This is a genomic window from Streptomyces sp. NPDC048196, from assembly GCF_040652715.1.
In the GTDB taxonomy this organism is placed as follows: Bacteria; Actinomycetota; Actinomycetes; order Streptomycetales; family Streptomycetaceae; genus Streptomyces; species Streptomyces siderophoricus.
This window is the reverse complement of record NZ_JBEZMM010000060.1, coordinates 1-25,919: the sequence shown is the minus strand read 5'-3', so window position 1 is coordinate 25,919 and position 25,919 is coordinate 1. Positions and strand designations below refer to the sequence as shown.

At 72.7% G+C, this 25,919-nt stretch carries 26 protein-coding genes, 1 pseudogene and 1 riboswitch; of the genes and pseudogenes, 16 read left to right on the top strand and 11 right to left on the bottom strand.

Going from position 1 to position 25,919, the window contains the following annotated elements:
- Window positions 1-98: 98 nt before the first annotated feature.
- The gene (gene cobM / locus AB0E02_RS34400; protein ID WP_362147060.1) at window positions 99-905 is read left to right on the top strand and encodes a precorrin-4 C(11)-methyltransferase; all 807 of its coding nucleotides are present in this window, start codon (window positions 99-101) and stop codon (window positions 903-905) included.
- 176 nt (window positions 906-1,081) lie between these two features.
- Entirely contained in the window at window positions 1,082-1,495 is a 414-nt protein-coding gene (locus AB0E02_RS34395; protein WP_362147058.1) for a hypothetical protein, read from the top strand.
- A 74-nt stretch (window positions 1,496-1,569) separates the two neighbouring features.
- Here AB0E02_RS34395 and AB0E02_RS34390 read toward each other — a convergent pair whose 3' ends face one another.
- Window positions 1,570-2,736: a cobalt-precorrin-5B (C(1))-methyltransferase gene (locus tag AB0E02_RS34390; protein ID WP_362147104.1), complete on the bottom strand. Its 1,167-nt coding sequence runs from the start codon at window positions 2,734-2,736 to the stop codon at window positions 1,570-1,572.
- Window positions 2,737-2,906: 170 nt separating this feature from the next.
- On the opposite strand from AB0E02_RS34390, the gene AB0E02_RS34385 reads away from it, so the two are divergent.
- Entirely contained in the window at window positions 2,907-3,689 is a 783-nt protein-coding gene (locus tag AB0E02_RS34385; RefSeq protein ID WP_362147055.1) for a cobalt-precorrin-6A reductase, read from the top strand.
- A gap of 129 nt (window positions 3,690-3,818) precedes the next feature.
- Here the strand turns inward: AB0E02_RS34385 and AB0E02_RS34380 are convergent, their stop codons facing one another.
- On the bottom strand, window positions 3,819-4,040 hold the full coding sequence (locus AB0E02_RS34380; protein WP_362147053.1) for a hypothetical protein: 222 nt from the start codon (window positions 4,038-4,040) through the stop codon (window positions 3,819-3,821).
- Window positions 4,041-4,176: 136 nt separating this feature from the next.
- On the opposite strand from AB0E02_RS34380, the gene AB0E02_RS34375 reads away from it, so the two are divergent.
- Genes AB0E02_RS34375 through AB0E02_RS34355 form a run of 5 tightly spaced genes read left to right on the top strand, consistent with a single transcriptional unit; the run spans window position 4,177 to window position 6,137 of the window.
- On the top strand, window positions 4,177-4,998 hold the full coding sequence (locus AB0E02_RS34375; protein WP_362147050.1) for a helix-turn-helix transcriptional regulator: 822 nt from the start codon (window positions 4,177-4,179) through the stop codon (window positions 4,996-4,998).
- Complete coding sequence (locus AB0E02_RS34370; protein WP_362147047.1) at window positions 4,995-5,201, top strand: DUF397 domain-containing protein; 207 nt, start codon at window positions 4,995-4,997, stop codon at window positions 5,199-5,201. Before AB0E02_RS34375 ends, AB0E02_RS34370 begins: the two co-directional genes overlap by 4 nt.
- The gene (locus AB0E02_RS34365) at window positions 5,198-5,404 is read left to right on the top strand and encodes a DUF397 domain-containing protein (protein WP_362147044.1); all 207 of its coding nucleotides are present in this window, start codon (window positions 5,198-5,200) and stop codon (window positions 5,402-5,404) included. The genes AB0E02_RS34370 and AB0E02_RS34365 overlap by 4 nt, the downstream gene beginning before the upstream one ends.
- On the top strand, window positions 5,401-5,631 hold the full coding sequence (locus AB0E02_RS34360) for a DUF397 domain-containing protein (RefSeq protein ID WP_362147041.1): 231 nt from the start codon (window positions 5,401-5,403) through the stop codon (window positions 5,629-5,631). Before AB0E02_RS34365 ends, AB0E02_RS34360 begins: the two co-directional genes overlap by 4 nt.
- Window positions 5,601-6,137 carry a CchlQ gene (locus AB0E02_RS34355; protein WP_362147038.1) on the top strand — a complete coding sequence of 179 codons (537 nt, stop codon included), beginning with the start codon at window positions 5,601-5,603 and terminating at the stop codon, window positions 6,135-6,137. Before AB0E02_RS34360 ends, AB0E02_RS34355 begins: the two co-directional genes overlap by 31 nt.
- 38 nt (window positions 6,138-6,175) lie before the next feature.
- On the opposite strand, the gene AB0E02_RS34350 is transcribed toward AB0E02_RS34355, so the two are convergent.
- The 3 genes and pseudogenes from AB0E02_RS34350 to cobG form a co-directional block, all read right to left on the bottom strand.
- Window positions 6,176-7,792, bottom strand: a complete 1,617-nt coding sequence (locus tag AB0E02_RS34350; RefSeq protein ID WP_362147035.1) for a precorrin-2 C(20)-methyltransferase — start codon at window positions 7,790-7,792, stop codon at window positions 6,176-6,178.
- Window positions 7,793-7,794: 2 nt separating this feature from the next.
- Complete coding sequence (locus AB0E02_RS34345) at window positions 7,795-8,427, bottom strand: precorrin-8X methylmutase (protein ID WP_362147101.1); 633 nt, start codon at window positions 8,425-8,427, stop codon at window positions 7,795-7,797.
- 180 nt (window positions 8,428-8,607) lie between these two features.
- A pseudogene (gene cobG / locus AB0E02_RS34340) lies at window positions 8,608-9,834 on the bottom strand (precorrin-3B synthase); the annotation flags it as partial.
- A gap of 215 nt (window positions 9,835-10,049) precedes the next feature.
- Window positions 10,050-10,178, top strand: a riboswitch (cobalamin riboswitch).
- 36 nt (window positions 10,179-10,214) lie between these two features.
- On the opposite strand from cobG, the gene cobN reads away from it, so the two are divergent.
- Window positions 10,215-13,868: a cobaltochelatase subunit CobN gene (gene cobN, locus AB0E02_RS34335; RefSeq protein ID WP_362147032.1), complete on the top strand. Its 3,654-nt coding sequence runs from the start codon at window positions 10,215-10,217 to the stop codon at window positions 13,866-13,868.
- A gap of 47 nt (window positions 13,869-13,915) precedes the next feature.
- Here the strand turns inward: cobN and AB0E02_RS34330 are convergent, their stop codons facing one another.
- Complete coding sequence (locus AB0E02_RS34330) at window positions 13,916-14,782, bottom strand: DUF4097 family beta strand repeat-containing protein (protein WP_362147030.1); 867 nt, start codon at window positions 14,780-14,782, stop codon at window positions 13,916-13,918.
- A 117-nt stretch (window positions 14,783-14,899) separates the two neighbouring features.
- On the opposite strand from AB0E02_RS34330, the gene AB0E02_RS34325 reads away from it, so the two are divergent.
- A complete protein-coding gene (locus AB0E02_RS34325; RefSeq protein WP_199816264.1) occupies window positions 14,900-15,172 on the top strand; it encodes a DUF1876 domain-containing protein in 273 nt (90 codons plus the stop codon).
- Window positions 15,173-15,395: 223 nt separating this feature from the next.
- On the opposite strand, the gene AB0E02_RS34320 is transcribed toward AB0E02_RS34325, so the two are convergent.
- Window positions 15,396-16,727, bottom strand: coding sequence for an LCP family protein (locus AB0E02_RS34320; protein WP_362147028.1), 1,332 nt, complete (start codon window positions 16,725-16,727; stop codon window positions 15,396-15,398).
- Between the two features lie 106 nt (window positions 16,728-16,833).
- Between AB0E02_RS34320 and AB0E02_RS34315 the strand changes: the two genes are divergently transcribed.
- Complete coding sequence (locus AB0E02_RS34315) at window positions 16,834-17,070, top strand: hypothetical protein (RefSeq protein ID WP_362147025.1); 237 nt, start codon at window positions 16,834-16,836, stop codon at window positions 17,068-17,070.
- 388 nt (window positions 17,071-17,458) lie between these two features.
- On the opposite strand, the gene AB0E02_RS34310 is transcribed toward AB0E02_RS34315, so the two are convergent.
- A complete protein-coding gene (locus AB0E02_RS34310; RefSeq protein ID WP_362147098.1) occupies window positions 17,459-17,935 on the bottom strand; it encodes a BlaI/MecI/CopY family transcriptional regulator in 477 nt (158 codons plus the stop codon).
- Between the two features lie 662 nt (window positions 17,936-18,597).
- Here AB0E02_RS34310 and AB0E02_RS34305 point away from each other — a divergent pair.
- The 3 genes from AB0E02_RS34305 to AB0E02_RS34295 all read left to right on the top strand — a co-directional run bounded on the left by AB0E02_RS34305 (window position 18,598) and on the right by AB0E02_RS34295 (window position 20,294).
- Complete coding sequence (locus tag AB0E02_RS34305) at window positions 18,598-18,834, top strand: hypothetical protein (protein ID WP_362147023.1); 237 nt, start codon at window positions 18,598-18,600, stop codon at window positions 18,832-18,834.
- The gene (locus AB0E02_RS34300) at window positions 18,831-19,259 is read left to right on the top strand and encodes a DUF5994 family protein (RefSeq protein ID WP_362147020.1); all 429 of its coding nucleotides are present in this window, start codon (window positions 18,831-18,833) and stop codon (window positions 19,257-19,259) included. The genes AB0E02_RS34305 and AB0E02_RS34300 overlap by 4 nt, the downstream gene beginning before the upstream one ends.
- A gap of 474 nt (window positions 19,260-19,733) precedes the next feature.
- Complete coding sequence (locus tag AB0E02_RS34295; RefSeq protein WP_362147017.1) at window positions 19,734-20,294, top strand: DUF6344 domain-containing protein; 561 nt, start codon at window positions 19,734-19,736, stop codon at window positions 20,292-20,294.
- 314 nt (window positions 20,295-20,608) lie between these two features.
- Here the strand turns inward: AB0E02_RS34295 and AB0E02_RS34290 are convergent, their stop codons facing one another.
- The 3 genes from AB0E02_RS34290 to fabI are packed head-to-tail and all read right to left on the bottom strand — an operon-like array spanning window position 20,609 to window position 23,781.
- Window positions 20,609-22,165, bottom strand: a complete 1,557-nt coding sequence (locus AB0E02_RS34290; RefSeq protein ID WP_362147015.1) for a class I adenylate-forming enzyme family protein — start codon at window positions 22,163-22,165, stop codon at window positions 20,609-20,611.
- A complete protein-coding gene (locus AB0E02_RS34285) occupies window positions 22,162-23,004 on the bottom strand; it encodes a MaoC family dehydratase (protein ID WP_362147012.1) in 843 nt (280 codons plus the stop codon). The genes AB0E02_RS34290 and AB0E02_RS34285 overlap by 4 nt, the downstream gene beginning before the upstream one ends.
- A gap of 6 nt (window positions 23,005-23,010) precedes the next feature.
- Window positions 23,011-23,781, bottom strand: a complete 771-nt coding sequence (fabI, locus tag AB0E02_RS34280; RefSeq protein ID WP_362147010.1) for an enoyl-ACP reductase FabI — start codon at window positions 23,779-23,781, stop codon at window positions 23,011-23,013.
- 377 nt (window positions 23,782-24,158) lie between these two features.
- Between fabI and AB0E02_RS34275 the strand changes: the two genes are divergently transcribed.
- Both AB0E02_RS34275 and AB0E02_RS34270 read left to right on the top strand, forming a co-directional pair.
- Window positions 24,159-24,413, top strand: coding sequence for an acyl carrier protein (locus AB0E02_RS34275; protein WP_362147007.1), 255 nt, complete (start codon window positions 24,159-24,161; stop codon window positions 24,411-24,413).
- A 680-nt stretch (window positions 24,414-25,093) separates the two neighbouring features.
- On the top strand, window positions 25,094-25,591 hold the full coding sequence (locus AB0E02_RS34270) for a hypothetical protein (protein ID WP_362147004.1): 498 nt from the start codon (window positions 25,094-25,096) through the stop codon (window positions 25,589-25,591).
- The last annotated feature ends 328 nt before the right edge of the window (window positions 25,592-25,919 follow it).

The window sequence follows — 25,919 nt, the reverse complement described above, 5'->3', positions numbered from 1 at the left end:
GGTGCCACCCGCTCCCGTATCGCCCCCCTCCCCGTATCGCCCCCGCCCCCGTAGCGTCCGCCGCCCCGTATCGCCGCCTCCCAGGAGACCGAACGACCATGACCGTCCACTTCATCGGTGCCGGCCCCGGCGCCGCCGACCTGATCACCGTCCGCGGCGCCCGCACGCTCGCCTCCTGCGGGGTCTGTCTCTACGCCGGCAGCCTGGTGCCGCGCGAACTGCTCGCCGAGTGCCCGCCCGGCGCCCGCCTCATCGACACCGCGCAGCTGGACCTCGACACCATCACCGCCGAGATGGTCCGCGCCCACGAGGAGGGCCACGACGTCGCCCGGCTGCACTCCGGCGACCCGTCCGTCTTCAGCGCCGTCGCCGAGCAGATGCGCCGCCTGGACGCGGCCGGCGTGCCGTACGAGGTGGTGCCGGGCGTCCCCGCGTTCGCCGCCGCGGCCGCCGCGCTCAAGCGCGAACTGACCGTGCCCACCGTCGGCCAGACCGTCATCCTCACCCGCGTCGCCCAGCGCGCCACCCCGATGCCCGAGGGCGAGGACCTCGCCACCCTCGGGCGCAGCGGTGCCCTGCTGGTGCTCCACCTCGCGGCGATGTACGTCGACCGGGTCGTCGCCGAACTCCTGCCGCACTACGGCGCCGACTGCCCGGCCGCGGTCGTCGCGATGGCCTCCCGCCCCGACGAACTCGTCCTGCGCGGCACCCTCGCCGACATCGCGGATCAGGTGAAGGCCGCGGGCGTGGTCCGTACGGCGGTCATCATGGTCGGCCGCACGCTGGGCGCCGAGCAGTTCCGCGACAGCCACCTGTACTCGGCGGATCGCGAACGCCCGCACGGGCCGTGCGACGGCGGGCCGGGGGCCGCCCCGGGCGGGCGTACGGCCTCCGACGCAGGCTGAGTCAGACGTCGACGCCGGCTGATCAGGCGTCAGGCCCCCGGCCACTCGGGCGTCTGACTGATCATATGACCGCATCGGGGTGAATGTCCGTTACCGGCCGCTCGGGGGCCGGTAAGGAACGTGGACACGCGCGGACCAAGGGAAGCCCGCGGCACCCGAGCAAAGGAGCACCCACGATGCGCACCCGCACCCGCACCCGCACGAGACTGGCCGCCGGATCCGTCGCCGCCGCAGCCCTGCTCACCCTCGCCGGCGGCACCGTCGCCGTCGCCGACACCCCGGCCCACCAGGCAGGCGCCCGGCCGAAGACCGACCCCGCACCGGTGGGCGGCAGCACCGACACGGCGGCCCGGACGCACGACACCTCGGGCCTGCGCGACTACAGCCGGACCAACGGCCGCCGGACCAGCGAGCGCCAGTACCGCACGGACTGGATGCGCGACAGCCCGCTGCGCCTCGCCACCTGCGCCCTCGGCACGGCCCTGGGCAGCCTGACCAACGGCCCCGACTGCGTGGGGGACCGCATGGGCTACCGCTTCCGCGACGCCGCCCAGGCGGGGCGCAAGGACGTCCTCCGCGCCAGGCACTGAAGCTCACGGGCGCGTGCCGCGGGGCCCCGTCCGCCGTCAGCGGCGCCTGCCGCCGGCCCGGGCCCCGGCCGGCGTCAGCGGCGCCGGCCGCTGCCCCCGGGCCCCCGTGGCTCCGCCCGGCCCACCACCATCCCCGCCCGGTCGATGCAGATCACGTCGACGGCCACCGGCGCCCCGCGCAGCACGGCCAGCGACTCGTCCCGCGCCCTCGCCGCCACCAGATCGCCCAGTGGCACCCCGGCCGCCGTACACAACTGCAGCGCGCCCAGGCCGGTGTTGGCCCCGGCCACCGCCTCCGCCAGCGCCTCGTCGGCCCCGCCCTGCCGGGCCAGCTCCGCGAGGAACCCCTTGTCCACCTGGGACCGTGCCGAGTGCAGATCCAGGTGCCCGGCCGCCAGTTTCGACAGCTTGGCGAACCCGCCGCAGATCGTGAGCCGGTCCACCGGGTGCCGCCGCACGTACTTGAGCACCGCCCCCGCGAAGTCCCCCATGTCCAGCAGGGCGTCCTCGGGCAGGTGGTGCAGCGCGACCGCGACCTTCTCCGACGTCGATCCCGTACACCCCGCCACATGCGTACGTCCCGCCGCACGCGCCACATCCACCCCACGCCGGATGGAATCGATCCACGCCGAGCACGAATACGGGACCACGATCCCGGTGGTCCCCAGGATCGACAGCCCGCCCAGGATGCCGAGCCGCGGGTTCCACGTACTACGGGCGATCTCCTCCCCGTGATCGACGGAAATCTCAACTTCGATGTCGGGCTCCCCACCGGGCTCCGCACCGGACCCCGAACCGGACCCCGAACCGGGCTCCGCACCGGGTTCCGCGGTGCCGCCGTACCGACGGGCCACCTCGGTCAGGTGCTCCCGCATCATCTGCCGCGGTACGGGGTTGATCGCCGGCTCGCCGACGTCCAGCGGCAGCCCGGGACGGGTCACGGTCCCCACGCCCGGCCCGGCCTTGAACACCACGCCGGACCCGGGCGACAGCACCCGCACCCGCGCCCGGACCAACGCCCCGTGCGTCACGTCCGGATCGTCCCCCGCGTCCTTGACCACCCCGGCCATGGCGCTGCCGGCCCCGGCGTCCAGTTCCTCCACCGCCAGCGCGAACGACGGCGTCTGCCCCTTCGGCAGGGTGATCGTCACCGGGTCCGGGAACTCGCCGGTCAGCAGCGCGGTGTACGCGGCCGTGCTCGCCGCCGTCGCACACGCACCGGTCGTCCACCCGGGCCGCAGCCCGGTGTGCGCAAGCTGCGCACTCCGCCCTCCCGCGGCGGCCTGCTGCCCTCCCCCGGCGGCCTGCTTGCCGCTCGCGGCCGGTTGCTGCCCGCCCTCGGGCGTCCCGCCATCCGACCGCCCCGTACCCTGCCGCCGTTGCGCTTCACCCACGGAGGAACCCACATCCCATGCCCGACGCAGCCCGCCCGCCACGCCACGTACTCATCCTCGGCGGTACCACGGAGGCCCGCCGCCTGGCCGCCGCCCTGGCCGCCGAGCCGGCTCTGCGTGTGACGACCTCGCTGGCCGGCCGGGTGGCGGCGCCGCGCCTGCCCGACGGGGAGGTCCGCATCGGCGGCTTCGGCGGCCCCGACGGCCTCGCCCGCTGGCTGCGCGAGCACGCGGTGGACGCGCTCATCGACGCCACCCATCCTTTCGCCGGCACGATCAGTTTCCACGCGGCCCAGGCGGCCGCCACCACTCATGTTCCCCTGCTGGCGCTCCGCCGTCCCGGCTGGGTACCCGCCCCCGACGACACCTGGCACCAGGTCCCCTCCCTGGAGGACGCCGCCATGCTCCTCCCCACCCTCGGCTCCCGCATCTTCCTCACCACCGGCCGCATGGGCCTGGCCCACTTCTCCCACCTCACGGACCTCTGGTTCCTCGTCCGCTCCGTCGACGCCCCCGAGCCCCCGCACCCGCCCCGGATGGAGGTGCTCCTCGACCGCGGCCCCTTCACCCTGGAGGGCGAGCGCGAACTGCTCCACACCCACCGCATCGACGTCCTCGTCACCAAGGACAGCGGCGCGGCGGCCACCGCCCCCAAATTGACCGCGGCCCGCGAGGCGGGAATTCCGGTCGTGGTCGTACGCCGCCCTCCGACGCCGACCGGAATTCCGGAGGCAGCCACTCCGGCCGATGCGGCGGAATGGCTCCGTCGTCGCCTTTTCACCGGGGCCGGAGGGCGCTGAACCGATTCGCTTCCCGCACCCGTTCCATCAATTCTCCTATGCGCCGCCGCGCGACTTCCGCATTCCGCTCCTCGCGGCCCGTCTCACGGGTAGGTTCGGGCTCTTTCTCTTCGTCACTCACCGAACCATTCACCCCACCTCGCCTCGCAACGCCCCGGCCAGCCGCCGCGCGGTCTGCGGCGTACAACGCCCCAGGTCGAGGAGGGGCCGCGGGAAATCCCCCGCCAGCGAAACCCCATCCAGCGTCAACGAGGGCAAGGTCACGCCCGCCCCCTTCAATGCCACACGCAACTCGTCCCGTGCATCCTCTGCATCCTTGATCGTCGCGGCCGCCCGACTGCGCTCCACCATCTATTTCTTCCCTTCTCTAAGTTCGGATCCTGGCGGGTGACGCCAACGCCCTTGCGGATCCCTAGAGTTGTGGATGCGACGCTGCTTGCAAAGCAGGCGGGCGTTGCCATGGGAATGGGCAACAAGGGGAGTGGGGATGGTCGAAAAGAATTCCGAGAACGAGGACTCCGCCCGCTGGGTTCTGGCCTGCGAACTCCGCCGGTTACGCGAGGTCGCCGGAAAATCCCTGGCCCAGCTGGCCGAGGAAACCAACTACGACCGCACGTACCTGCACCGCCTGGAAACCGGCGAACGCCTCTCGAAGCTACCGGTCATGGAGGCCCTCGACCGGGTCCACGGGACGGGGGAACTGCTCGTCCGGCTGTGGAGGTTGGCGCGGCTGGATGCGTTCAAGGACAGGTACCGGTTGTTCATGCAGTACGAGGCGAAGGCCGTGATCATTCACAAGTACTCGGTGGTCGTCCCCGGTCTGTTGCAGACGGAGGACTTCGCCCGGCTGGTGCTGTCCTCGTCGCCGACGCCCATAAGCCCCGACGAACTCGAAGAAGCCGTCGCGGCCCGCCTGGGCAGGCAGGAACTCCTCCAACGGGATCGGCCACCGAGCATTCGCATCATCCTCGACGAGTCGGCACTACGGCGCCCGGCCTCCGACCCGGTCGTGTGGCACGGCCAACTAGCGCGGCTTGCCGAGGCTGCGGAGGCGCCTCATATGGCCATCCAGGTGCTTCCGTTCGCCACCGGCGTGCATAACCTGATGGGTGGCTCCCTGTCGATCCTCTGGATGGCGGACGGGAGCGCTGTTGCCCACTTGGAAGGCAACACGTCAAGCGAACTGATCGAAGAGCCAGACGAAATCACGCGATACCGCCTGTCCTACGATCGGCTCCGAGACGCGGCACTTTCGCCGTCCGACTCAGCAGCATTCATCCGGCAGTTGATGGAGGAAAGCAAGCCATGAAGACGACCTCGAACCTTGTGGGTGCAGCCTGGCGCAAGAGCAGCTACAGCGACGGGGGAGAGGACAACTGCGTCGAGGTAGCCGATGGTTTCGCCGACGTCGTCCCCGTCCGTGACAGCAAGGTTCCCGATGGTCCGGTGCTGTGCGTCCCCGCTGGCGCCTGGGCCTCATTCATAGAGACGGTGAAGGACGGGCGGCTATGACGGCGTTGCCTGGCCGGAGCGGCACGGTGTGGCGTAAGAGCAGCTACAGCGACGGCGGAGACAACAACTGCATCGAGGTTGCCGACGGTTTCGCCGACACCGTGCCCGTCCGCGACAGCAAGGTCCCCGACGGTCCGGTGCTGTGCGTCCCCGCTGGCGCTTGGACCTCTTTCATAGAGACGGTGAAGGACGGGCGGCTATGACGGCGTTGCCTGGCCGGGGCGGCACGGTGTGGCGCAAGAGCAGCTACAGCGACGGCGGAGACGACAACTGCGTGGAGGTAGCCGACGGGCCCTCGCATACCGTGCCCGTACGCGACAGCAAGAACCCCGACGGCCCGGCGCTGCGCATCCCCGCCACCGCCTGGTCGTCGTTCATAGCTGCCGTGAAGGGGGACGCGTGGACTGGGGGACGCTGGTCGCGACCGTGAGTGGTGGTCTGATCGCCATTTCCGGGACCGTGCTTGCGGATCAGCTCAAGCAGCGGCATGAGAAAGCCCGTAGCAGTGCGGAGCGGCGGCGGGCGGTCTACATCGAGTTCATCTCCGCCGCCGGGGTGTGCCACGCGCGGCTCCGGCGGATCGCGCAGGAGCCTGATGCCGAGGCGGACCCTGTTGCCGCTGTGCGTGCGGCGCTGACCGACGCTGCGATACACGAGGTGCGGGAGCGGCTGTTCATCGACGCGAGTATCGCCGTCGCCGGTGCTGGACAGGCCATGTTCGAGCGGCTGCGGGCGCTGCAGCGTGCCGTTGCGGAAGGGGCGCGGCAGAACTCGCGCGCCTTCCACGACGTCTATCACCCCTACCTCGAAGCGGTCTGGGCCTACCGCGTGGCCGTGCGCGAGGAACTGGAGGGACGTCCCTTTGCGCCCACCGCCTTCGGGTGGGAGGAGTGGGACGCCACGGACCGGTGCCAGGTTTGCCGGCAAGGGGCGTGACCCCCGGGCTCGTTCCCGGGGGCCCACCCATCTGCGTGTTACTTCTCCGGATACCGCCGCGGCGTCCACACGATCTCCGTGCCGTCGTCGCGTCGTACCTTCTGCGTCTGGGACGAGCCGATGATCAGGAGGGTGCGCATGTCGACCTGGGTGGGGTCGAGGTCGGCGAGGGGGACGGTGCGGACGGATTCCTCGGGGCCGCCGATGTCGCGGGCGAGGATGACCGGGGTGTCCGGGGCGCGGTGTTCCAGGAGGAGTTCGCGGGCCTTGGCCACCTGCCAGGTGCGGCTGCGGGAGCCGGGGTTGTAGAGGGCGAGGGCCAGGTCGGCGGAGGCGGCGGCGTGGAGGCGTTCGGCGATGACCTCCCACGGCTTGAGGCGGTCGGAGAGGGAGATGACCGCGTAGTCGTGGCCGAGGGGGGCTCCGGCGCGGGCGGCGGCCGCGTTGGCGGCGGTGACGCCGGGGAGGACGCGGACCGGGATCGAGCGGTACGGGTCCTGCGAGGCGACTTCCAGGACTGCTGTCGCCATCGCGAAGATGCCCGGGTCGCCGCCGGAGACCACGGCCACCCGGCGGCCGCGGCGGGCCAGGTCCAGGGCGAGTTCGGCGCGTTCGGACTCGACCTTGTTGTCGGAGGCGTGGCGGCGCTGGCCGGGGCGCACCGGGACGCGGTCCAGGTAGGTGGTGTAGCCGACCAGGTCCTCGGCGGCGGCGAGGGCGCCGCGGGACTCGGGGGTGAGCCAGAGGGGGCCCGCCGGGCCGGTGCCCACGACGACCACTTCGCCCAGCTCGTCCAGCTTGCCCACTTCGCCCAGCTCGCGCGCCTCACCGACCTCGCCCGCTCCCCGTTCGGACGCCGGGGTCTCGGACGGCTGCGGTGCCGACCGGGCCGCGATGCGGCTGGGGACGACCGTGACGGAGAAGTAGGGGACGGTGTCGGAGTCGATCGCGGCGAGGTCGGCGGTGCGCTCGCCGGGCATCGTCGCGCGTTCGACGTAGTGGGCTTCGGGGAGGCGGCCGGCGCGTTCCATGGCGCGGCGGACGGTCGGGAAGGTGCGGCCCAGCTTCATGACCACGGCGGCGTCCGTGGAGGCCAGACGGGCGGTCAGTTCCTCCTCGGGCAGCGTGCCGGGGAGGATCGTCAGGACCTCGTCGGCCTCCGCGAGCGGCTTGCCCAGGCGGGCCGCGGCGGCACTGATCGAGGTGACGCCGGGGATCACCTCGGTCGGGTAGCGGTGCGCGAGCCGCTTGTGCATGTGCTGGTAGGAGCCGTAGAAGAGCGGGTCGCCCTCGGAGATGACCGCCACCGTGCGGCCGGCGTCGAGGTGCGCGGCCAGCCGCTCCGCGGCCTCCTCGTAGAACTCGTCGAGCGCGCCGCGGTAGCCGCCGGGGTGGTCGGTCGACTCGGTGGTGACCGGGTAGACCAGCGCCTCCTCGATGTGGTCGGCGCGCAGGTGCCGGGCCGCTATGGAGCGCGCGATCGAACGGCCGTGGCGGGCGCTGTGGTAGGCGATGACGTCGGCCTCGGCGATGACCTCGACGGCCCGTACGGTCATCAGGGACGGGTCGCCGGGGCCGAGGCCCACGCCGTAGAGACGACCGGTGGTCCCGGTGCGGGCGCCCGTGCCGGTGCCGGTTTCCTGCTGCTCGCTCACGCTCACTCTTCCTCGCTAGCCAGGGCGTTGAGGGCGGCCGCGGCCATGGCGCTGCCGCCGCGCCGTCCGCGCACCACGATGTGGTCCAGCTCCGACGGATGGGCGATGAGGGCGTCCTTGGACTCCGCCGCGCCGATGAAGCCGACGGGTATGCCGATCACGGCGGCCGGGCGGGGAGCGCCCTCCTCGATCATTTCGAGGAACCGGAAGAGGGCGGTCGGGGCGTTGCCGAACGCGACGACGGCGCCCTCCATGCGGTCCCGCCACAGTTCCAGGGCCGCGGCGCTGCGGGTGGTGCCCATCCGGGCGGCCAGGTCCGGCACCGCGGGGTCGGCGAGCGTGCAGAGCACCTCGTTGCCGGCCGGCAGCCGCTTGCGGGTGACGCCGCTGGCGACCATGTTGGCGTCGCAGAGGATCGGCGCGCCGTCGCGCAGCGCCTTGCGGGCGGCGGTCACCACACCGGGGGTGAAGGCCAGATCGCGTACGAGGTCGACCATGCCGCAGGCGTGGATCATCCGGACCGCGACCCGGCTGACGTCGGCGGGCAGGCCGGCGAGGTCCGCCTCGGCGCGGATGGTGGCGAAGGACTGGCGGTAGATCTCCGCACCGTCCTTCTCGTAGTCGAACGCGGTCACTCTGGCCTCGTTTCTGGCGTTCCTGGTGTTGCGGGTGGTGCTGTCGGTTGCGGTTGCGGTTGCGGTTGCTGTCGCCGGCGGCGTCGGCCGCGGTGCGTCCGGGCCGACGACCGCGACCCGGTACCCCGCCTCCGTCGCCAGTACGTCGATCCAGGTGCCGTGCGGATGCCCGCAGCGGCGCTCGCAGCCGGACCAGTAGAGGGGGGCTGCCGCCGGCACGGGGACGGATGCGGGGAGGCCCGGCGGCAGAGGTGTGCCTGCCTCGACCGCGGCCGTCACGTCCGCGCGGACGTCGGTAAGGGACTTGGCGCAGCCCGGTCGGCCGGTGCAGGCGCCGATGCGGTGCCAGGGCGAGGACGGGTCGGTGACCAGGCCGGCGGCGGCCAGTTCGCGGAGGCGGGGCGCGGCCGCGGCGGCCAACAGGCCGGGGACGACGATGCCGCGCCACGGGGTGAGGCGGAGTTCGCCGGATCCGTCGTCGGCCGCGAGGGAGGCGAGCAGCCGCCACTGGGCCACCGACAGCCTGCCGAGCGGCGCGAGTACGGACAGCGCGCGGCGGCCGTCGCGGCCCTCGATGATGCCGGGGGCGGAGGAGTCCGCGTGGTGGACCACCGGCTCGGCCGCACCTACCCCCTCCGCCACGTACGACGTCTCGATGCCCGCCGCGCGCAGCCGCTCCGCCACGTCCCGCGCCGACAGTGCGTGGCCCTCGGGGAGTTCGCGCACCCGCCAGGCGCCGGTGTCGCCGGCCTGCGCGGTGGTCAGGAACGTCTCGGCGGCGGCCAGTGCCGCGCGCGGTGCGTCCGGGCCGGCGATCCGCAGCGTCGCCGGGTCGTCGCCGACCCGCAGCAGCGCCCCGCCGCCGGCCGTCCCGTCACCCGTGATGCCCGATTCTGCGACCAAGGTCACATCGCCGCCGAGCGCCGCCACATCGCCCCGCCCGTCGTCCAGGACGAACAGGAAGCGGCCGGACAGCGCGGTCGCGGAGTCGCTCGCGCACAGCAGCTCGTCCAGCCGGCGGGCCCACCACCGCACGTCAGCAGGGGTGTTCCGGTCCAGTCCGGCCAGCGGGGAGGCGAGGATGTTGCGGATGCGTTCGTGGCGTTCGGACGGCAGCAGGCCGGCGTCGTGCAGCAGCTCGGCGAGGCGGCCGCCGCAGCCGTCCGGCAGGCCGCGCAGCTCGACGTTGCCGCGCGAGGTCAGGGACAGCCGACCGTCACCGAGCAGGTCCGCGGCATCGGCCAGCGCGTGCGCCTGACGGACCGTCAAGTCACCGGCGGGGATGCGTACTCGGGCGAGATGGCCGTCGGCGGCGGGATGCAGCCGCAGTGCTCCCGGGCAGGCGTCACCGCGGGCCCGCACGGGCGGCTCGGCCCGTCGGGGCCGTGGTGAGGGGGAGGGCGGCATGGCGGCGAGCATACCTACGACGGTGCGCGACCGATCCGGGGCGGATCAGGCCATGAAACGGACGAATCCGGCCACCGTGGCCCGGGTCCCGGGGGCCCGCGTCCCGGGCGTGCGGAAGCCGCCACCCGCGGTGGCGCCCCGGCCCCGCCGAGGCCCGCTTACCTCCTCCGCCCGCAGCCCTTACTATGCAGGTCGGCGGGTCGGCTGACCCGTCGGACGCCAGCGACGGCGCCGGGCCCTTGGGCCCGAGGGAGGAAGCCCGGTGAGAATCCGGCGCGGTCCCGCCACTGTGAACCCGGCCGGTGCCGGGTGAGTCAGGAACTCCCGCCGTCCTTACGACCACCCGGGGCGCGGACACCCCGAGGAAGGCCAGCGCTCGCATGCTGCATTCGTCCGGGGACCACCCCGCGGCCCCCCGAATCCTGCTGCTGTCGACCTCCGACACCGACCTGCTCAGTGCCCGCGCGGCCACCGGCCCGGTGGCGTACCGGCTCGCCAACCCCGCCCGCCTCGACGTCACCGGGCTGCCCGACCTGCTCGACGGCACCGACCTCGTCGTCGTACGCCTCCTCGGCGGCATCCGCGCCTGGCAAGAGGGACTCGACCTGCTGCTCGCCGAGGACCAGCACCGGCCGGTGGTCGTCCTCACCGGCGAACAGGCCCCGGACGCCCAGCTCATGGAGCAGTCCACGGTCCCGGTCGGCATCGCGGCCGAGGCGCACGCCTACCTGGCGCACGGCGGCCCGGGCAACCTCGAACAGCTCGCCCGCTTCCTCTCCGACACCGTGCTGCTCACCGGCCACGGCTTCGAACCGCCCGTGCCCGCCCCGACCTGGGGCCGGCTGGAGCGCCCGGCCGCCGACGGCACCGGCCCGGTCGTGGCCGTGCTCTACTACCGCGCCCACCACATGAGCGGCAACACCGGCTTCGTGCACGAACTGTGCGCGCAGATCGAGACGGCCGGCGGCCGCCCGCTCCCCCTCTACGTCGCCTCGCTCCGCGCCCCCGAGCCCGAACTCATCGACGCGCTGCGGACCACCGACGCCATCGTCACCACCGTCCTCGCCGCCGGCGGCACCAGGCCCGCCGAGGCCGGCGCCGGCGGCGACGACGAGTCCTGGGACGCGGGCGCGCTGGCCGCCCTCGACGTCCCGATCCTCCAGGCGCTGTGCCTGACCGGGCCGCGCAGCGCCTGGGAGGAGAACGACGAGGGCCTCTCGCCGCTCGACGCCGCCTCGCAGATCGCCGTGCCCGAGTTCGACGGCCGGCTGATCACCGTTCCGTTCTCCTTCAAGGAGGTCGACGAGGACGGCCTCCCGGTCTACGTCGCCGACCCCGAGCGCGCCGCCCGGGTCGCCGGCATCGCACTGCGCCACGCCCGGCTGCGCCACCTCCCCAATGCCGAGAAGCGCCTCGCGCTGGTCCTCTCCGCCTACCCGACCAAGCACTCCCGCATCGGCAACGCCGTCGGACTGGACACCCCGGCCTCCGCCGTCGAACTGCTGCGGCGGCTGCGCGCGGACGGCTACGACTTCGGCGACGAGAGTGCCGAGCCGGTGCCCGGCCTCGAATCCGGTGACGGCGACGAGCTGATCTACGCCCTCATCGAGGCCGGCGGCCACGACCAGGAGTGGCTCACCGAGGAGCAGCTGGCCCGCAACCCCGTCCGCATCCCGGCCGCCGACTACAGGCGCTGGTACGCCACCCTCCCGGAGGCGCTGCGCACTTCGGTGGAGGAGCACTGGGGGCCGCCGCCGGGCGAGATGTTCGTGGACCGCACCCACAACCCCGACGGCGACATCGTGCTCGCCGCGCTGCGCCGCGGCAATCTGCTGGTCCTCATCCAGCCGCCGCGCGGCTTCGGCGAGAACCCGATCGCGATCTACCACGACCCCGATCTGCCGCCGTCCCACCACTACCTCGCCGCCTACCGCTGGATCGCCGCGTCCCGCGCGGACGGCGGGTTCGGCGCGGACGCCATGGTCCACCTCGGCAAGCACGGCAACCTGGAGTGGCTGCCCGGCAAGAACGCCGGCCTGTCCGCGGCCTGCGGCCCGGACGCCGCCCTCGGCGACCTCCCGCTGGTCTACCCCTTCCTGGTGAACGACCCCGGCGAGGGCACCCAGGCCAAGCGCCGGGTGCACGCCACCCTCGTCGACCACCTCGTCCCGCCGATGGCCCGCGCCGACTCCTACGGCGACATCGCGCGCCTGGAGCAGCTGCTCGACGAGTACGCGCAGATCTCCGCCATGGACCCGGCCAAGCTGCCCGCCATCCGCGCCCAGATCTGGACGCTGATCCAGGCCGCCAAGCTCGACCACGACCTCGGTCTGGAGGAGCGCCCGGACGACGACGGCTTCGACGACTTCCTGCTGCACGTCGACGGCTGGCTGTGCGAGGTCAAGGACGCCCAGATCCGCGACGGTCTGCACGTCCTGGGCGCCGCGCCGTCCGGTGAGGCCCGGGTCAACCTCGTCCTGGCCATCCTCCGCGCCCGGCAGATCTGGGGCGGCACCTCCGCCCTGCCCGGCCTGCGCGAGGCCCTCGGCCTCGACGAGTCCGCCGCGACCCGCACCACCGCCGACGAGGCCGAGGCCCGGGCCCGCGCCCTGGTCCAGGCGATGGAGGACGCCGGCTGGGACCCGGCCGCGGTGCCCGGTGTGGCCGCCGGCCACGGCCCGCAGGTCGCCGACATCCTCGACTTCGCCGCCCGCCAGGTCGTCCCGCGGCTGGCCGCCACCACCGACGAGATCGACCACGCCGTACACGCCCTGAACGGCGGTTTCGTCCCGGCCGGCCCGTCCGGCTCGCCGCTGCGCGGGCTGGTCAACGTGCTGCCGACGGGCCGCAACTTCTACTCCGTGGACCCCAAGGCCGTGCCCTCCCGGCTGGCCTGGGAGACCGGCCAGGCCCTCGCCGACTCCCTGCTGGAGCGCTACCGCACCGACAACGGCGACTGGCCGCAGTCCGTCGGCCTGTCCCTGTGGGGCACCAGCGCCATGCGCACCAGCGGCGACGACGTGGCCGAGGCCCTGGCCCTGCTCGGCGTCCGCCCCGTATGGGACGACGCCTCCCGCCGCGTCACCGGCCTCGAAGCGGTCCCGCTCGCCGAACTCGGCCGCCCCCGCATCGACGTCACGCTGCGCATCTCCGGCTTCTTCCGCGATGCCTTCCCGCACGTCACCGGCCTGCTGGACGACGCGGTACGGCTCGCCGCCGGGCTGGACGAACCGGCCGAGGACAACTTCGTCCGCGCCCACACCCAGGCCGACCTGGCCGCCCACGGCGACGAACGGCGCGCCACCACCCGCATCTTCGGCTCCCGCCCCGGCACCTACGGCGCCGGCCTGCTCCAGCTGATCGACTCCCGCGACTGGCGCACCGACGCCGATCTCGCCGAGGTCTACACGGTCTGGGGCGGCTACGCGTACGGCCGCGGCCTGGAAGGGCGCCCGGCCCGGGACGAGATGGAGGCCGCGTACAAGCGGATCGCGGTCGCCGCCAAGAACACCGACACCCGCGAACACGACATCGCCGACTCGGACGACTACTTCCAGTACCACGGCGGCATGGTGGCGACGGTGAAGGCCCTGCGCGGCGGCCAGGCGCCGGCCGCATACATCGGCGACTCCACCCGCCCGGAGACCGTCCGCACCCGCACGCTGGTCGAGGAGACCTCCCGGGTCTTCCGGGCCCGGGTGGTCAACCCCCGCTGGATCGAGGCGATGCGCCGCCACGGCTACAAGGGCGCCTTCGAACTCGCCGCCACCGTGGACTACCTGTTCGGCTACGACGCCACCACGGGCGTGGTCGCCGACTGGATGTACGACAAGCTCGCGCAGACCTACGTCCTCGACGCCGAGAACCGCGCCTTCCTCCAGGACGCCAACCCCTGGGCCCTGCACGGCATCGCCGAACGCCTCCTGGAAGCGGAGTCCCGCGGCATGTGGGAGAAGCCGGACGCGGATACCCTGGCCGCGCTGCGGGACGTCTTCCTGGAGACCGAGGGCGAGCTGGAGGGCGGCGAGGAGTAGCGTGCACGGGTGCCCGGCCGGTCGGCCGGGCACCGGCAGGTCACGCCTCACGCCGCCTTCGCGGTGATGTCCCCGTTCGAGGTGGTCAGGCTCAGCCGGTAGCGGCCCGAGGGGTCGTCGGTCAGGCCGATGTGCTTCGCGCCGTTGCTGGTGGACGCGGAGATGTCGTAGCGGCCCTTGGGCATTCGTACGGTGACCGAGCCGTTGGAGGTCTTCGCGCGGACGTCCTGCGGTCGGGCCGGGGTCAGGTCGATCGCGCCGTTGGACGTCTCGGCGGTGATGTGCCCGCCGGACAGGCCGCGTCCGGTGATCGCGCCGTTGCTGGTCCGTACGTCGACCGGGCCGCTGACGCCGTCGAGGTCGACGGCCCCGGAACTGGTGGTCACCTTCACCGCGCCGACCCGGCTCAGCTGCACCGCCCCGTTCGAGGTCTGCCCGCTGACCGGGATGCCCGCCGGAAGCTTGATCGTGTACGTCACCGAGCAGGCGTCGCCACAGCCGCCGAGCACCAGCACACCGTCCTCGACCCGGTACGTCGCCCCCTCCGGGCGGTCGTCGTGGTACTCCACCGAGCGGTGCAGCGAGACCGCGTCGCCGTTCTTGCCGCCGCCCTCGCCGCCGCGGACCGTGACGCCGCCCGAGTCGGAGTCCAGCCGGACGGCCGTGATCTTCTTCGACAGCACGGCGTCGTCCTCGAACGTCTCCCCCGGCAGCAGACCGCAGGCACCGATCCCGCACACCCCGACGACGGCCGCCGCGGCGGCCGCGAAGGTGCGGCGGGGGAGGCGGGCGCGGTGGTGATGGCGGTGCTGCATGAAATCCCCCGGGACGAACGGCAGTTGGTGGTCACAAGAGGCGGGCCGCCGGGCGGCCGCGAAGAACGAGACTAAGGCGGCGGCGGGGGCGTGGACCATGGGGAAAACCCGAGAGTGAGGGTGCAGAAAACTGCAGGTGCGGCCCGCGGGCCCCGGTGCGAGGATTTTCGTGGGGGCGGTTCATGTGCTGCGTACGGGCGGATGAGGAGGCTTCCGGTGACTGCCACGAAGACATGGAACGCCGAGATCAGCATCACCGAGACCGGCAGCGAGGTCCGGGCGGAGGCCAGGCTGCGCGGCAAGGAAGGCGGCCAGATGGTCGGCCAGGGCTCGGCGCGGTGCAACCCCGCGGACGAGAACGTCCCGGCCATCGGCGACGAGTTGGCCGTGGCCCGGGCGATGTCGGACCTCAGCCACCAGCTGCTGCAGCGGGCGGCGCACGACATCGAGGTGCACACCGCCCGGCCGGTGGAGCGGCTGCAGGCGTGAGGAACACACCGGGCTGACGCAGCGCGCAGGCGCACGGCCGAGGCGCCGGCCTGGGCGAAGGCGCAGGGGAAGGTGAGACCGGGACGCGCTGTGCTGCTGGTGGCACGGCGTGCCGTCCGGGCGCGTACGAGTGCGTCCGGGGCTGCACGGGTCCGTCCAGCGAGTGTGCGGGTACGTCCGGCGGGTGCGCGGGGACGCAGGCCCGCCGCGGCCCGCCGCGTGGCTAGCTGCCCATCAACGCCGTGAAGTCCGGGCCGATGGTCAGCGTCACCTCGCCCGCTGCCGCATCGGCGGACCGGGTGGGCTTCAGGCCCGGCAGGCGGGCGGCGAGGACCTCGCTCTGCGGCTGGAGGGAACCGGAGTAGGTCACCGTGGTCCGGTCCGTCGCCGGGGCGTTGCCGGTGCCGATGACCGTGAAGCCGAGCCGCCGCAGCTGCTCCGCGGCGGTGGCGGCCTGGCCGGAGGTGCCGGTGCCGTTGAGGACGCGTACCCGCACGGAGCGCGCGGTCATCGGGTTCTTGGCGGCCTCGGCGAACTTCGCCTTGCCGGCCGCACCGATCTCCCGGTCGTGGGCGAGGTCGCTGAACAACTCGCCGGCCTGCGGGTACTGCCAGATCACATTGGCGTGGTCGGTGGGGACGTCCGCCTCGCGGTAGTAGTTGGGCACGGTCATGAAGGTGAGGCGGTCGCTGGGGATGTCCTTGACCGTGGAGGCGAGGTCGTAGAGCTGCTTGAGGCCGGCCAGGTCGTTGTCGGTGGTGAGGGATCTGGTCGCCGAGTCGAGGAAGTCGTAGAGCTCGCCCGGGCTGGTCAGCTTGGACTGCGCCTTCGCGGCCAGCGCCTTCATGAATTCCTGCTGGCGGCCGATCCGCCCGAGGTCGGAGCCGTCGCCGACGCTGTAGCGGGTGCGGACGTAACCGAGCGCCTTCTCGTCCTGGACGTTCTGGCAGCCGGCGTCCATGTCCAGGTGCGCCTTCTTGTCGTGGATGGCGTGCTTGGGGCAGACCTCGATGCCGCCGAGCGCGTTGACCATGCCCTTGAAGCCCTGGAAGTCGATCGAGGTGAAGTGATCGATCCGCAGCCCGGTGTTCTTCTCGACGGTCTTGATGGTGCAGGCGGCGGCCTTCGTGACGCTTCCGGAGTCACCGCCGATCGAGAAGGCCTCGTTGATCTTGAAGTGGTGCACGGAGGACTTCGAGCCGTTGCCGCGGGTGCAGGCGGGGATCTGCACCCATGAGTCACGGGGGAACGACACCGCGGTGGCCCACTTATGGTTGGCCGCGATGTGCAGCACCATCAGGGTGTCCGACTGCATGGTGGTCAGGCCCTTGCCGTATTTGGCGTTGGCGCCGGCCCGGCTGTCGGACCCGACGACCAGGATGTTCTTGGAGCCGGGGCTGAGGTTGACCGGCCGCTTGCCGTCCACGCCGATGTCCACGCCGTGGATGTTGCCGTCCAGGTGCTGGTAGACCCACGCCCCCGCCCCGGCCGTGCCGAGGATCAGGACGCCGAGCACACCACCGGTCCAGGCCACGATCCGGCCGCGACGGGTCATCCGGACCTTCCCTTCCGACGCGTTCCTCCGGCCCGACGGTTTCGCCCTGCCCGCCCTGCGGGAGCCACCGGAGCGGCGGCCGGGCCCGTCGGAGGAGGAGCGGGGTGTGGCGTCGGGGGTCGCGTCGTCGTCCCATCGGGCCGTCTGCTGGTGCGGCTGCCTGTCGTGCACGCGGATGGCCCTTCTGGCTCTTCTGGTCGCGCCGGACCCGCCGGGGAAGCCGTTCCTGCCGGGAAAGCTCGTCCTGCCGGTCCTGCTGCTGGTTCTGCTGGTCTGGGGATGGTGCTGGTCGAAACTGCTCAGGTCCGGCGCATTCGGTACGAGGAGTGCGCCGGTCTGCTGATGCAGATGGTTGGGGCGCCCCGAAGGTTGCACAGGACGCCAAAGTCGCGGCCCGGGGCGGCCGGGCCGGTGCGGGGGCGGTGGGTCAGACGCCCGCGCTGGGCAACGGCCGGACGGACTCCGGGTCGTAGGGGCACCGGCGGGGGCCGTCGCCGCCGGGCCGCGCCCGCAGCCGGCACCACACCTCGCCGGCGGCATCCGTCCATCAGCCGCCGATCCGGCCCAAGGCCCAAGTGTCGTCCGGGTGTTGAACCTCCACCGGCTGGTGGTCCCACCGCACCTCCGCCTCCGGCGGCGCGCAGTCCCGGCTCAGGAGTCCGCACCTCGTCGCCATCTCCCCTGCCGGACACGCCCGTTGCGCATGTGTACGCGAACTCTACCGGCAAGTTCTACATGGGTGTAGAAGAACGCCGATGGTTCGAGGGCGCGTCCCGGCTGCTCGCGTCGTCCGGGGCGGCGTCCCGGCTGGTGGCGTGGTCCGTGGCCGCGTCCTGGGCGGGGGCGTCGTTCGTGGTCGCGTCCCGGCCGGGGGCGTCGTCCGTGGCGCGATCGAGGAGGCTGCGCAGCAGTTGCTCGTCGTGGGGCGAGAGGGCGGAGACGAAGCGGGTGAGGACCGCGTCCCGGTCCGGTTCGCCGTCCAGGACGCGGCGCATCCGCAGCGCGGCGAGCCCGGCCTCGTCGGCGGCCGGGGTCCATACGTAGGCGCGGCCGGAGCGCTCGCGGGAGACGGCCTGCTTGGCGTGCAGCCGCGACAGGATCGTCATCACCGTGGTGTACGCGAGGTCGCCACCGAGTCGTTCCTGCACCCAGGCGGCGGTGACCGGCCCCGGTGCGTGCTGCAGGGCGGCCAGCACCTGGGACTCCAGCTGACCCTGCCCGCGCCGGCGGCCGTGCCCCCGCCCCGCCGCGCCGAGGTCCCCGTCCCCCGGATTCCCGTGCCCTGAATCCCCCCGGCCGGCTCCCCCGGCGTCGGGCGCCGTCCCGAAGGGCTTCCCGCCCATGCCGTCGCCTCCCATCGCGCGGGGTGTCCCGCTGGCCGGGGCGTCGGGGCACCTTAGACGCCGGCACCTGCCGACGCCTGAGGGCCGCCGAGGCCCTAGGGAAGTAAATCTACAGGCTTGTAGAAGTTGGCGTGGGAGTTGGTGCAGGAGTCGGCGGGAGTTGGTGCGGGAGTCGTCGTAGGAGATCGGTGCACCTTGCCCGAGCCTGCCGACGACCGGCGGCCCGGCTCGTCCCGCTACCGAGAGCACAGGGCCCTTCACCTGCTACGGAGGGATGCGACGGGCCCGTGCGGGGTACCGTAAAAGCACCAAGGGACTCGGGGACCCACAACACCGGGCGCACCAGGATCGGCCGCGATCCACCGACCGTCTGCGATACCCGGATGATCGTCTGCCGGACACGGGTCGGTTGCCGACACTGAGCGGTTGCCGGACACCGATCGGTTGCCGGACAGAGATCGTCCGCCGCGCACAGACCGTCCGCCGTCCGCCGATCTGCCGCGGTTCGCCCGAGTGAGGTGAGCACCATGCAGACTCTGTTGACCGTGGTCGTACTGCTGGCGCTGATCGCGCTGGGAGCGCTGTTCATCGCCCGGATGAATGCCCAGCAGGCCGGACGGATGGCCACCCACCGGTACGCGGACCGGATGCAGTCGATGCGGCAGCGGATCCGCAGGCGCCCGCGTGACGGCGCCCGGCCGGGACCACTGGCCGGCCCACCACCCGCACCACCGCCCTCCGGCAAGACGGGTGGCGACCTGTGACCACCGCCGGGCAGCACCAGCACCAGCACCACGCCCCGCCGCCCGTCGCCCGGGTCGCCATCGCCCCGCACAGCGAGACGGTCCGGCGCATCGACGGTGTCTGGTGGCCGCACTCGACCGACCTGCTGGCCGAACTCCCCGCGCTGCTGATGGCGTTGCCCTTCGACTGGCCGCGGATCACCCACGCCACCGTGAACGGCGATGCCTGGCCCGCCCTGCCGGCCCGGGTCATCGTCGACGGGCACGTCGTCCGCCTGCGCCGGACCACCGGCCACCACGCCCCGGACACCCTCTGCCTGGTCTCCACCGGCAACGGCCGCTGGGACCTGCTGATCATCCCGCCCACCACCCCGGAGCCCGAGGCCGTCCGCATGATGGCCGAGATGGCCCGCACGGGAGCACTGCACCCGGCCACCCCGGCCTGAACCGCGGCGCCTGACCCCCCGGTGCCTGCCCCCCCGGGCGCCTGACCCCGGCGCCTGAAACTACGGCCCACTCCGCCCGGCCCACTCCGCCCGGCCCACTCCGCCCGGCCCACTCCGCCCTGCGCGCTCTGCCCGGCCCCACGACGGCCTGCGCTCCGCCCTGCGGGCCGCCGCCCCGAGCTGCCCCGAGTTGTCCGGAGCTGTTCCGAGCTGTTCCGACCCGCCATAACCCGGGAATCCGTGGCGCGCACCCGCGGCGGCTACTGCGTACGGGTGGTGTTCATCGGAAGAACGCCGACCCGGGGGCGTCGGTCCGTGAATCCTCCCATTGCGTACTCATCATAAGAAAACGCAACAGAAGCGGCGCAACGTAAGCGATGCGAGCGGAGCGGTGCAACTGCGGCGGTGCAACCGAAGTACAGAGGGAAGCAAGCGGATCTCCCGTACGGAGATCCTGATGGGAAGTGAGGAGCCATGGCTGCGAACAAGGTCATGACGTTCTGGGCGATGTGCCTTGCCGTACTCGGCAAGTTGCTGGCATCGCTGGGTGTCTCCGCGCCGGCATCGGCCGCGCGCCGGGAGGCCGCGCTCTACGAGCGGACGCTGGGCAAGGCGGACGCGGGCACCGAGCCGCGGGGCGCGGACGGTCCGGGTCCGGATACCCCGGCACCACGGACACCCGTCGCGGCGGCACCCGCTGCCCCGGCACCCGCGGCGGAGCCGCCCGCCTTGGAGACACCGGTCGTCGAGGGACCCACGGTGCCGGCACCGCGCACGGTGACGCGGTGCGGCCAGGCCGCCACACCCGCCCGGCCGCTGCTCACCCGGCCCGAGCTGCCGCCCACCATCAAGCAGCGCATCCACGCCGAGGCGCACGGTGCCTCTCCTGGTCTGCGCAGCCGCTGCATCCGTGGCACCGAGCCGCTGCCCACCGCCAACGCCGGGGCCGCACCGCAGACCCCCGGCACCGTGAACCCGCGCCCCGCGGTCATCCCGGCGGCCCGTCGCCGTGCGCACACCGCCCGTACGGTCTGAGCCCGGCGGCGGCAGGTCTTCGCGAGCATTTCCACCGGCCAGGCCCGCCGGCCCTGACATGGGCGGGACGGTGCGTGACAGCTCCGCGCCGACGAGACGAGCAGGCACAGGACGAGTCGAGAGCAAAACAAGGCAAGACGAGCGCAAGACATGCGCAAGGCAAGACAAGCGCAGGACGAGCGCGAGGCAGGACGAGCGCGAGGCAGGACGAGACGCAGACTCTTAGCTGCAGCACGGTGGTCAGCGCAACGCACCATCCTCACAGCTGACCAAGAAGAACCCGCAACTCTAAAAGACTTGAGAATTCATCCCCCTCAGGACCCCAGCCCCAGCTGAGCACGCAACGCGCGCGTGTCCGGCTTTCCGTTGGCGGTGAGGGGGAAGTGGTCGACGACATGGACCGCATTGGGCTGTTCGTACTCCGCGAGGTGCTCGGCCAGGCGCCGGCGCCAGGTGAGCGGGGCACCGCCCTCCGGGTCCGCGACGACGAAGTGCAGTGCGCTACCGCGGCGTTGGTCTTCCACCGCCAGGACCTTGACCGGGCGGCCGCAGGCCTCGGCACGGCGCTCCAGGCTCTCGGGATAGAGCGTGAAGCCCAGCCGGTGCACGGCCTGATTGCGGCCCGCCACCCGTACGGTGCCGTCGGCGTCGACGCTGCCGAGATCGGCCGTCGGGTACCAGGCGTCCGGGTCGACGGGACGGAGTGAGCCGTCCTCGCGGAGGTAGCCGGCCATCAGGCCGGGGGAGCGCACCTCGATGCCGCCGAGTTCGCCGGGCGCGGCAACGGTGCCGTCCGGGCGCAGCACGCGCAGCCGTACGCCGGGCAGGGGGCGCCCGCAGCCGTGCGGTGCGTCCGGCGTGGCCAGTGCGACGTTGCCGAGTTCCGTCAGGCCGTAGCCGTCCAGCAGCGGACGGCCCATTGTCGTGCGGAAGGACTCGGCCAGGGGGGCCGGCAGGGGTGCGCCGCCCACGCCCCAGACGCGGACGCCGGCGAGACCGGCGCGTACTTCCGGGCGGCGGCGGACCACGCCGAGCAGCGAGTGGTAGGTGGACGGGGCGGCGTCCACGGCGGTGGCGCCGTGCGCGGCGGCCTGGCCGACCGCCGCGTCGAGCCGCTGGTACGGGGTGACCAGCAGGGTGCAACGGGCCAGCCACCACAGCAGGATGACCGAGAGCCCGTACTGGTGCGAGAAGGGCAGCAGCGGCGCGAGCACGTCGTCCGCGCGGTAGCCCATGGCCCGGATGGTGCGCAGCGAGTTGTCGAGGACGGCGTGACCGGGTTTCACGATGCCCTTGGGGCGTCCCGTGGTGCCCGAGGACCACAGGACGAGCGCGTCCGGGCGGCGGAACCAGGCATCGAGGGGGTCGGCCCCGGGCGCCAGGGGCGCCAGGGGCGCCGGGGCGGATGCGGATGCGGACGCGGATAGGGGTTCGGATGGGGACACGGATGCGGTGGGGAGTACGGGGGCGAGGTGCGGATAGTGGACGATGCGGTGGTCGGGGATGCCGGGGAAGCCGGTGGTGCGGTCCGCGGCGGTGACGAGCCAGCGGGCCCGGGCCTGGCGGGCGGCCGCGGCGGCGTCGGCGGCGGAGAGCCGGTGGTCGAGCGGGACGAGTGAGGTGTCCAGCCGCATCAGGGCCAGCAGCGTCACGACGTAGTCGATGCTGTTGTCGCCCTGGACCAGGACCCGGTCGCCGGCGCGGACGCCGAGTCCGTGCAGCGCGTGCGCGGTGGCCGCCAGCCGGTGGCCGAGCGCCGGTCCGTCGAGGGCGCCGGTGGCGTCGGACGGGTTCCCGGTGCCGCCGCGCGGGGCCGCGGTGCCGTCGACGAGCCGGGCGGCGGCGACCGGAGGGGCGATGGTGTCGGTCATGGGTGCTCCGATCCCGTGGGGTCGAGGGGGCGGCACAGCAGGGTGGAGGTGGTGGTGGCCACCCACAGGCCGTCCGCGTCGTGGAAGGCGCAATCGAGGGTGAGGAGCCGACGGCCGGCGAGGTGCGCGACGTCGGTGAGGCGGACGGTCGCGTGGAGGACGTCGCCGGCGTGGGCGGGGCGGGCGTGCCGCAGGCTCTGGGCGCGGTGCACGGCACCGTCGAGACCGGGTATGTCCGGCCGGGCGCGCAGCAGTTGGTCCTCGGCGTGCGCCGCGAGGGTGACGAGGTAGGTGGGCGGGGCGAGCGTGTCGGGATGGCCGAGAGCGCGGGCGGCGACCGGGTCCGTGTAGGCGGGGTGCGGGTCCCCGACTGCGGCAGCGAACTCGGCGATCCGCGCCCGGTCCAGGACGTACGGGCCGCAGCGGAGGACGTCCGGCGCGCCGCAGCGGGGGACGTCCGGTGCGTCGCAGCGGGGGACGTCCGGCGCCCGGCCGGTGGTGCGGACACCGCCGTCGGGCTCGGTACGCCCGGCCCCGCCACCCGAGTCAATGCCGGTGCCGGTGCCAGTGCCGGTGCCAGTGCCGGTGCCAGTGCCGGTGCCGGTGCCGGTGCCGGTGCCGGAGTTTTCGGTGCCTGCGCCTGTACTGGTGCCGGTTCCGGTGCCTGTACCTGTGCTGGTATCGGCACAGGTGCCGCCACCTAAGTAGTCAATGTCGGTGCTGGTGCTGGTGCCGGTGCCGGTGCCGCCATCCGAGCTGGCACCAGCACCAGCACCAGCACCGGCGCGGGTGGCGGGCGGCGGGTGGCCGGTCGGGCCGGAGGTCGCTCTGACCGTCATGGTGGGTCAGTCGCCGATCATGTGGTGGCCGCCGTCCGCGTGGACGATCTCGCCGGTGGTGGCGGGCAGCCAGTCCGAGAGCAGGGCCAGGCAGGTACGGGCGACCGGTTCCGCGTCCTGCGGGTCCCAGCCCAGTGGGGCCCGCGTCGACCAGCTCTTCTCGAAGGACGGGCCGTCGCCGCCGATGCCCCTGGCGGCCAGGGTGCGCAGCGGGCCGGCCGCGACGAGGTTGGCGCGTATGCCGTGGCCGCCGAGGTCCCGCGCCAGATAGCGGGAACAGGCTTCGAGTCCCGCCTTGGCGACGCCCATCCAGTCGTAGCCGGGCCAGGCCCGCGAGGCGTCGAAATCCACGCCGACGACGGAGGCGCCCGGGCGCAGTAGTGGCCGGCAGGCCATGGTGAGCGCCACCAGGGAGTAAGTGGAGGTGTGCAGCGCGGCGGACACATCGCGCCACGGGGCGGTCAGGAACCCGCCGTCCAGGCAGGTGGCGGGGGCGTGGGCGACCGAGTGCAGCACGCCGTCGAGTCCGTCCAGATGCTCGCCGACCCGGTCGGCGAGCGTGCTGAGCTGGGCTTCGTCGGTGACGTCCAGCTCCACGACAGGGGGTTCCACCGGCAGCCGCCGGGCGAGCCGGGCCACCAGACTCGGCCGCCCGTACGCGGTGAGGACGATCTTGGCGCCCTCTTCCTGGGCGAGCCGGGCCACCGCGTAGGCGATCGAGCTTTCGGTGATCACACCGGTGATCACCAGCTGTTTTCCGTCGAGCAGACCGCTCATGCGGTGCCTCCGTCTGACTCGTCCTCGACTTCAGAGTCACCGGACAAAACTCAACGCCAATGTCCGGCCTTGGTCTTGATAGGTCGTCATTGACAACCTATCCGACCTCCAGTTGACTAGAATAGTCAAGCATAGTCAAAACCATGACTCTTGCGTCGCGTATGCGCGCCGGCGCCGCCGCACTCCGTCACTTCGCGTGGACGGCAGCGCGGCGCCACGCATCCAGCCGCGCACCCGGCCGTGCAACCAGCCGCGCGCCCGGCCACCCGCCCGGGCCGCACTCGGACCGCGCTCGGGCCATACGCCCGGCACCCCTGCGGCCGTCCATCCGGTCGAAGAACCATGCCCCGCCCGTGTCCGACAGAGAGGTGATCGTCATGACCGTTCCGCCCAGAGAAGAGATCGTTGCTCAGCTCGCCGAGATCCTGCACGAGGTGGCCGGTGTCGTACCGGCCGAGGTGACCGAAGAGAAGTCCCTGGTCGAGGAGTTGGACGTGGACTCGCTGGCCATGGCCGAGGTGATCGTGGTCGCCGAGGAGCGCTTCGGGATCGCACTGCCCGAAGAGGAAATGAAGGACATGCGTAGGGTTTTGGACATTGTGCTCCGGATCGAGAAGCAGCTGGCGTCCTGAGCCCCGCCCGGAACGCGTACACCACGCGGTTCCCTGGGCCGGCGCGCGCTCCTGCCGGCGTGCGGTCCCGTCCGGCAGGAGCGCGCCGCCGTCGCACACGACGGTGGCAAAGGTGAATATCGGCCAGCCATCACAACTGGCAGTGTATGCAGGGCAGTTGTGTTAACCCTGCAGGTCCAGGCGCCGCGCGAGCCACCCCCGACCGGCCTGGCCGGAGCAGGACTGGGGAGTGCCCGGCATCGCCACCTCGGCCACAAACTTGGCGAAATCTGGTAATGCCGATGAGTAAACCAGAGTTGATTTTCGGTCGTCGCTTGTTGACGCAGGCATAGACCAGGGTTACCTTGAGGATCTCCGAACGGTAAATCAAATCGACTCAGTGCACTGCTTTCTGTGGACGTCATCCGTCCGCAGAAAGGAGACATGGTGCGAGGGGATGTATGCGGGGGGACGAGCCTTTCTGTGACACGCACCCGAGCGGCCATTCGCTCAGACCTGCCGACCCCGGCGAAACGTCCAACGTACCTGTTGACGAGGGGATTTGGCACCCGGAGCGCACCGAAGAATTAGCCGACGGCGCATTACACATATTCTGGTCCGACGGCGAAGACATTCGGCAGCCCCACTGTTTGACAGAATTTCTCGGCCGGTTACTCCAGTGTTCTCCACGGGATATTCCGGTGACCCGCGACGGGTTCGGCCGCCCGGTGTCCGCCGCACCCCCGGTCGCGGCCGGCTGGCCTCCGGGCGCGCGTCTCTGCCTCGGCCTCGCCACCGACCCCGGCCGCCAGTTCCTCGCCGTGTCGAGGGACCTCCCGGTGGCGCTCTCCGTCCACACCGTGCCGCGCGGCCCGGTCGGCGAACTGCTGCTGCCCTTCACCTTGTTGGAACGCCGTTACGTCCAGGAGGCCCCGGAGGACCGGCGGGCCCACCGGCTGGCCCAGCTGTGGACCCGTAAGGAGGCGGCCCTGCGGCTGACCGGCCGCGGCGGGCTGGCCCTCGCCGACGAGATCGACGCGCTGAGCGAGGCCCGCGACGGCAAGGTCGTCATCCCGGCGTCCCCGGCCCACCCCGGCGGCACCGCGTACGTGCGCGACCTCCCCACGGGCCCACGCACGGTCGCCTCCGCGGCCACGCCCGCCCCGTCGTCGGGCCTCCGCGTGTGGCGTGTGCACTGACGTTCCGCTGCGCTTTGCGGTGCCGCCCACGTACCTGTCTGCTGCGCCGCGGGGCTCGCCGTTGTGCGCTTTGCGGCGCCTCCCAAGTACCCGTCTGCTGCGCCGCGGGGCTCGCCGTTGCGCGCTTTGCGGCGTCTCCCACGTACCTGTCTGCTGCGCCGCGGGTCGTCTCGTCGTTGCGCTTTGCGGCGCCGCGCACGCAGCCGTCTGTCCCGCCGCGGGGGTTGCCGTTGTGCGCTTTGCGGCGCCGCCGCACGTTGCTGTCTGCTGCGCCGCGGGTGTTGTTCGCCGTTGCGCCTGCGGCGGGCTGGGTGGGTGTTGGGTGCGG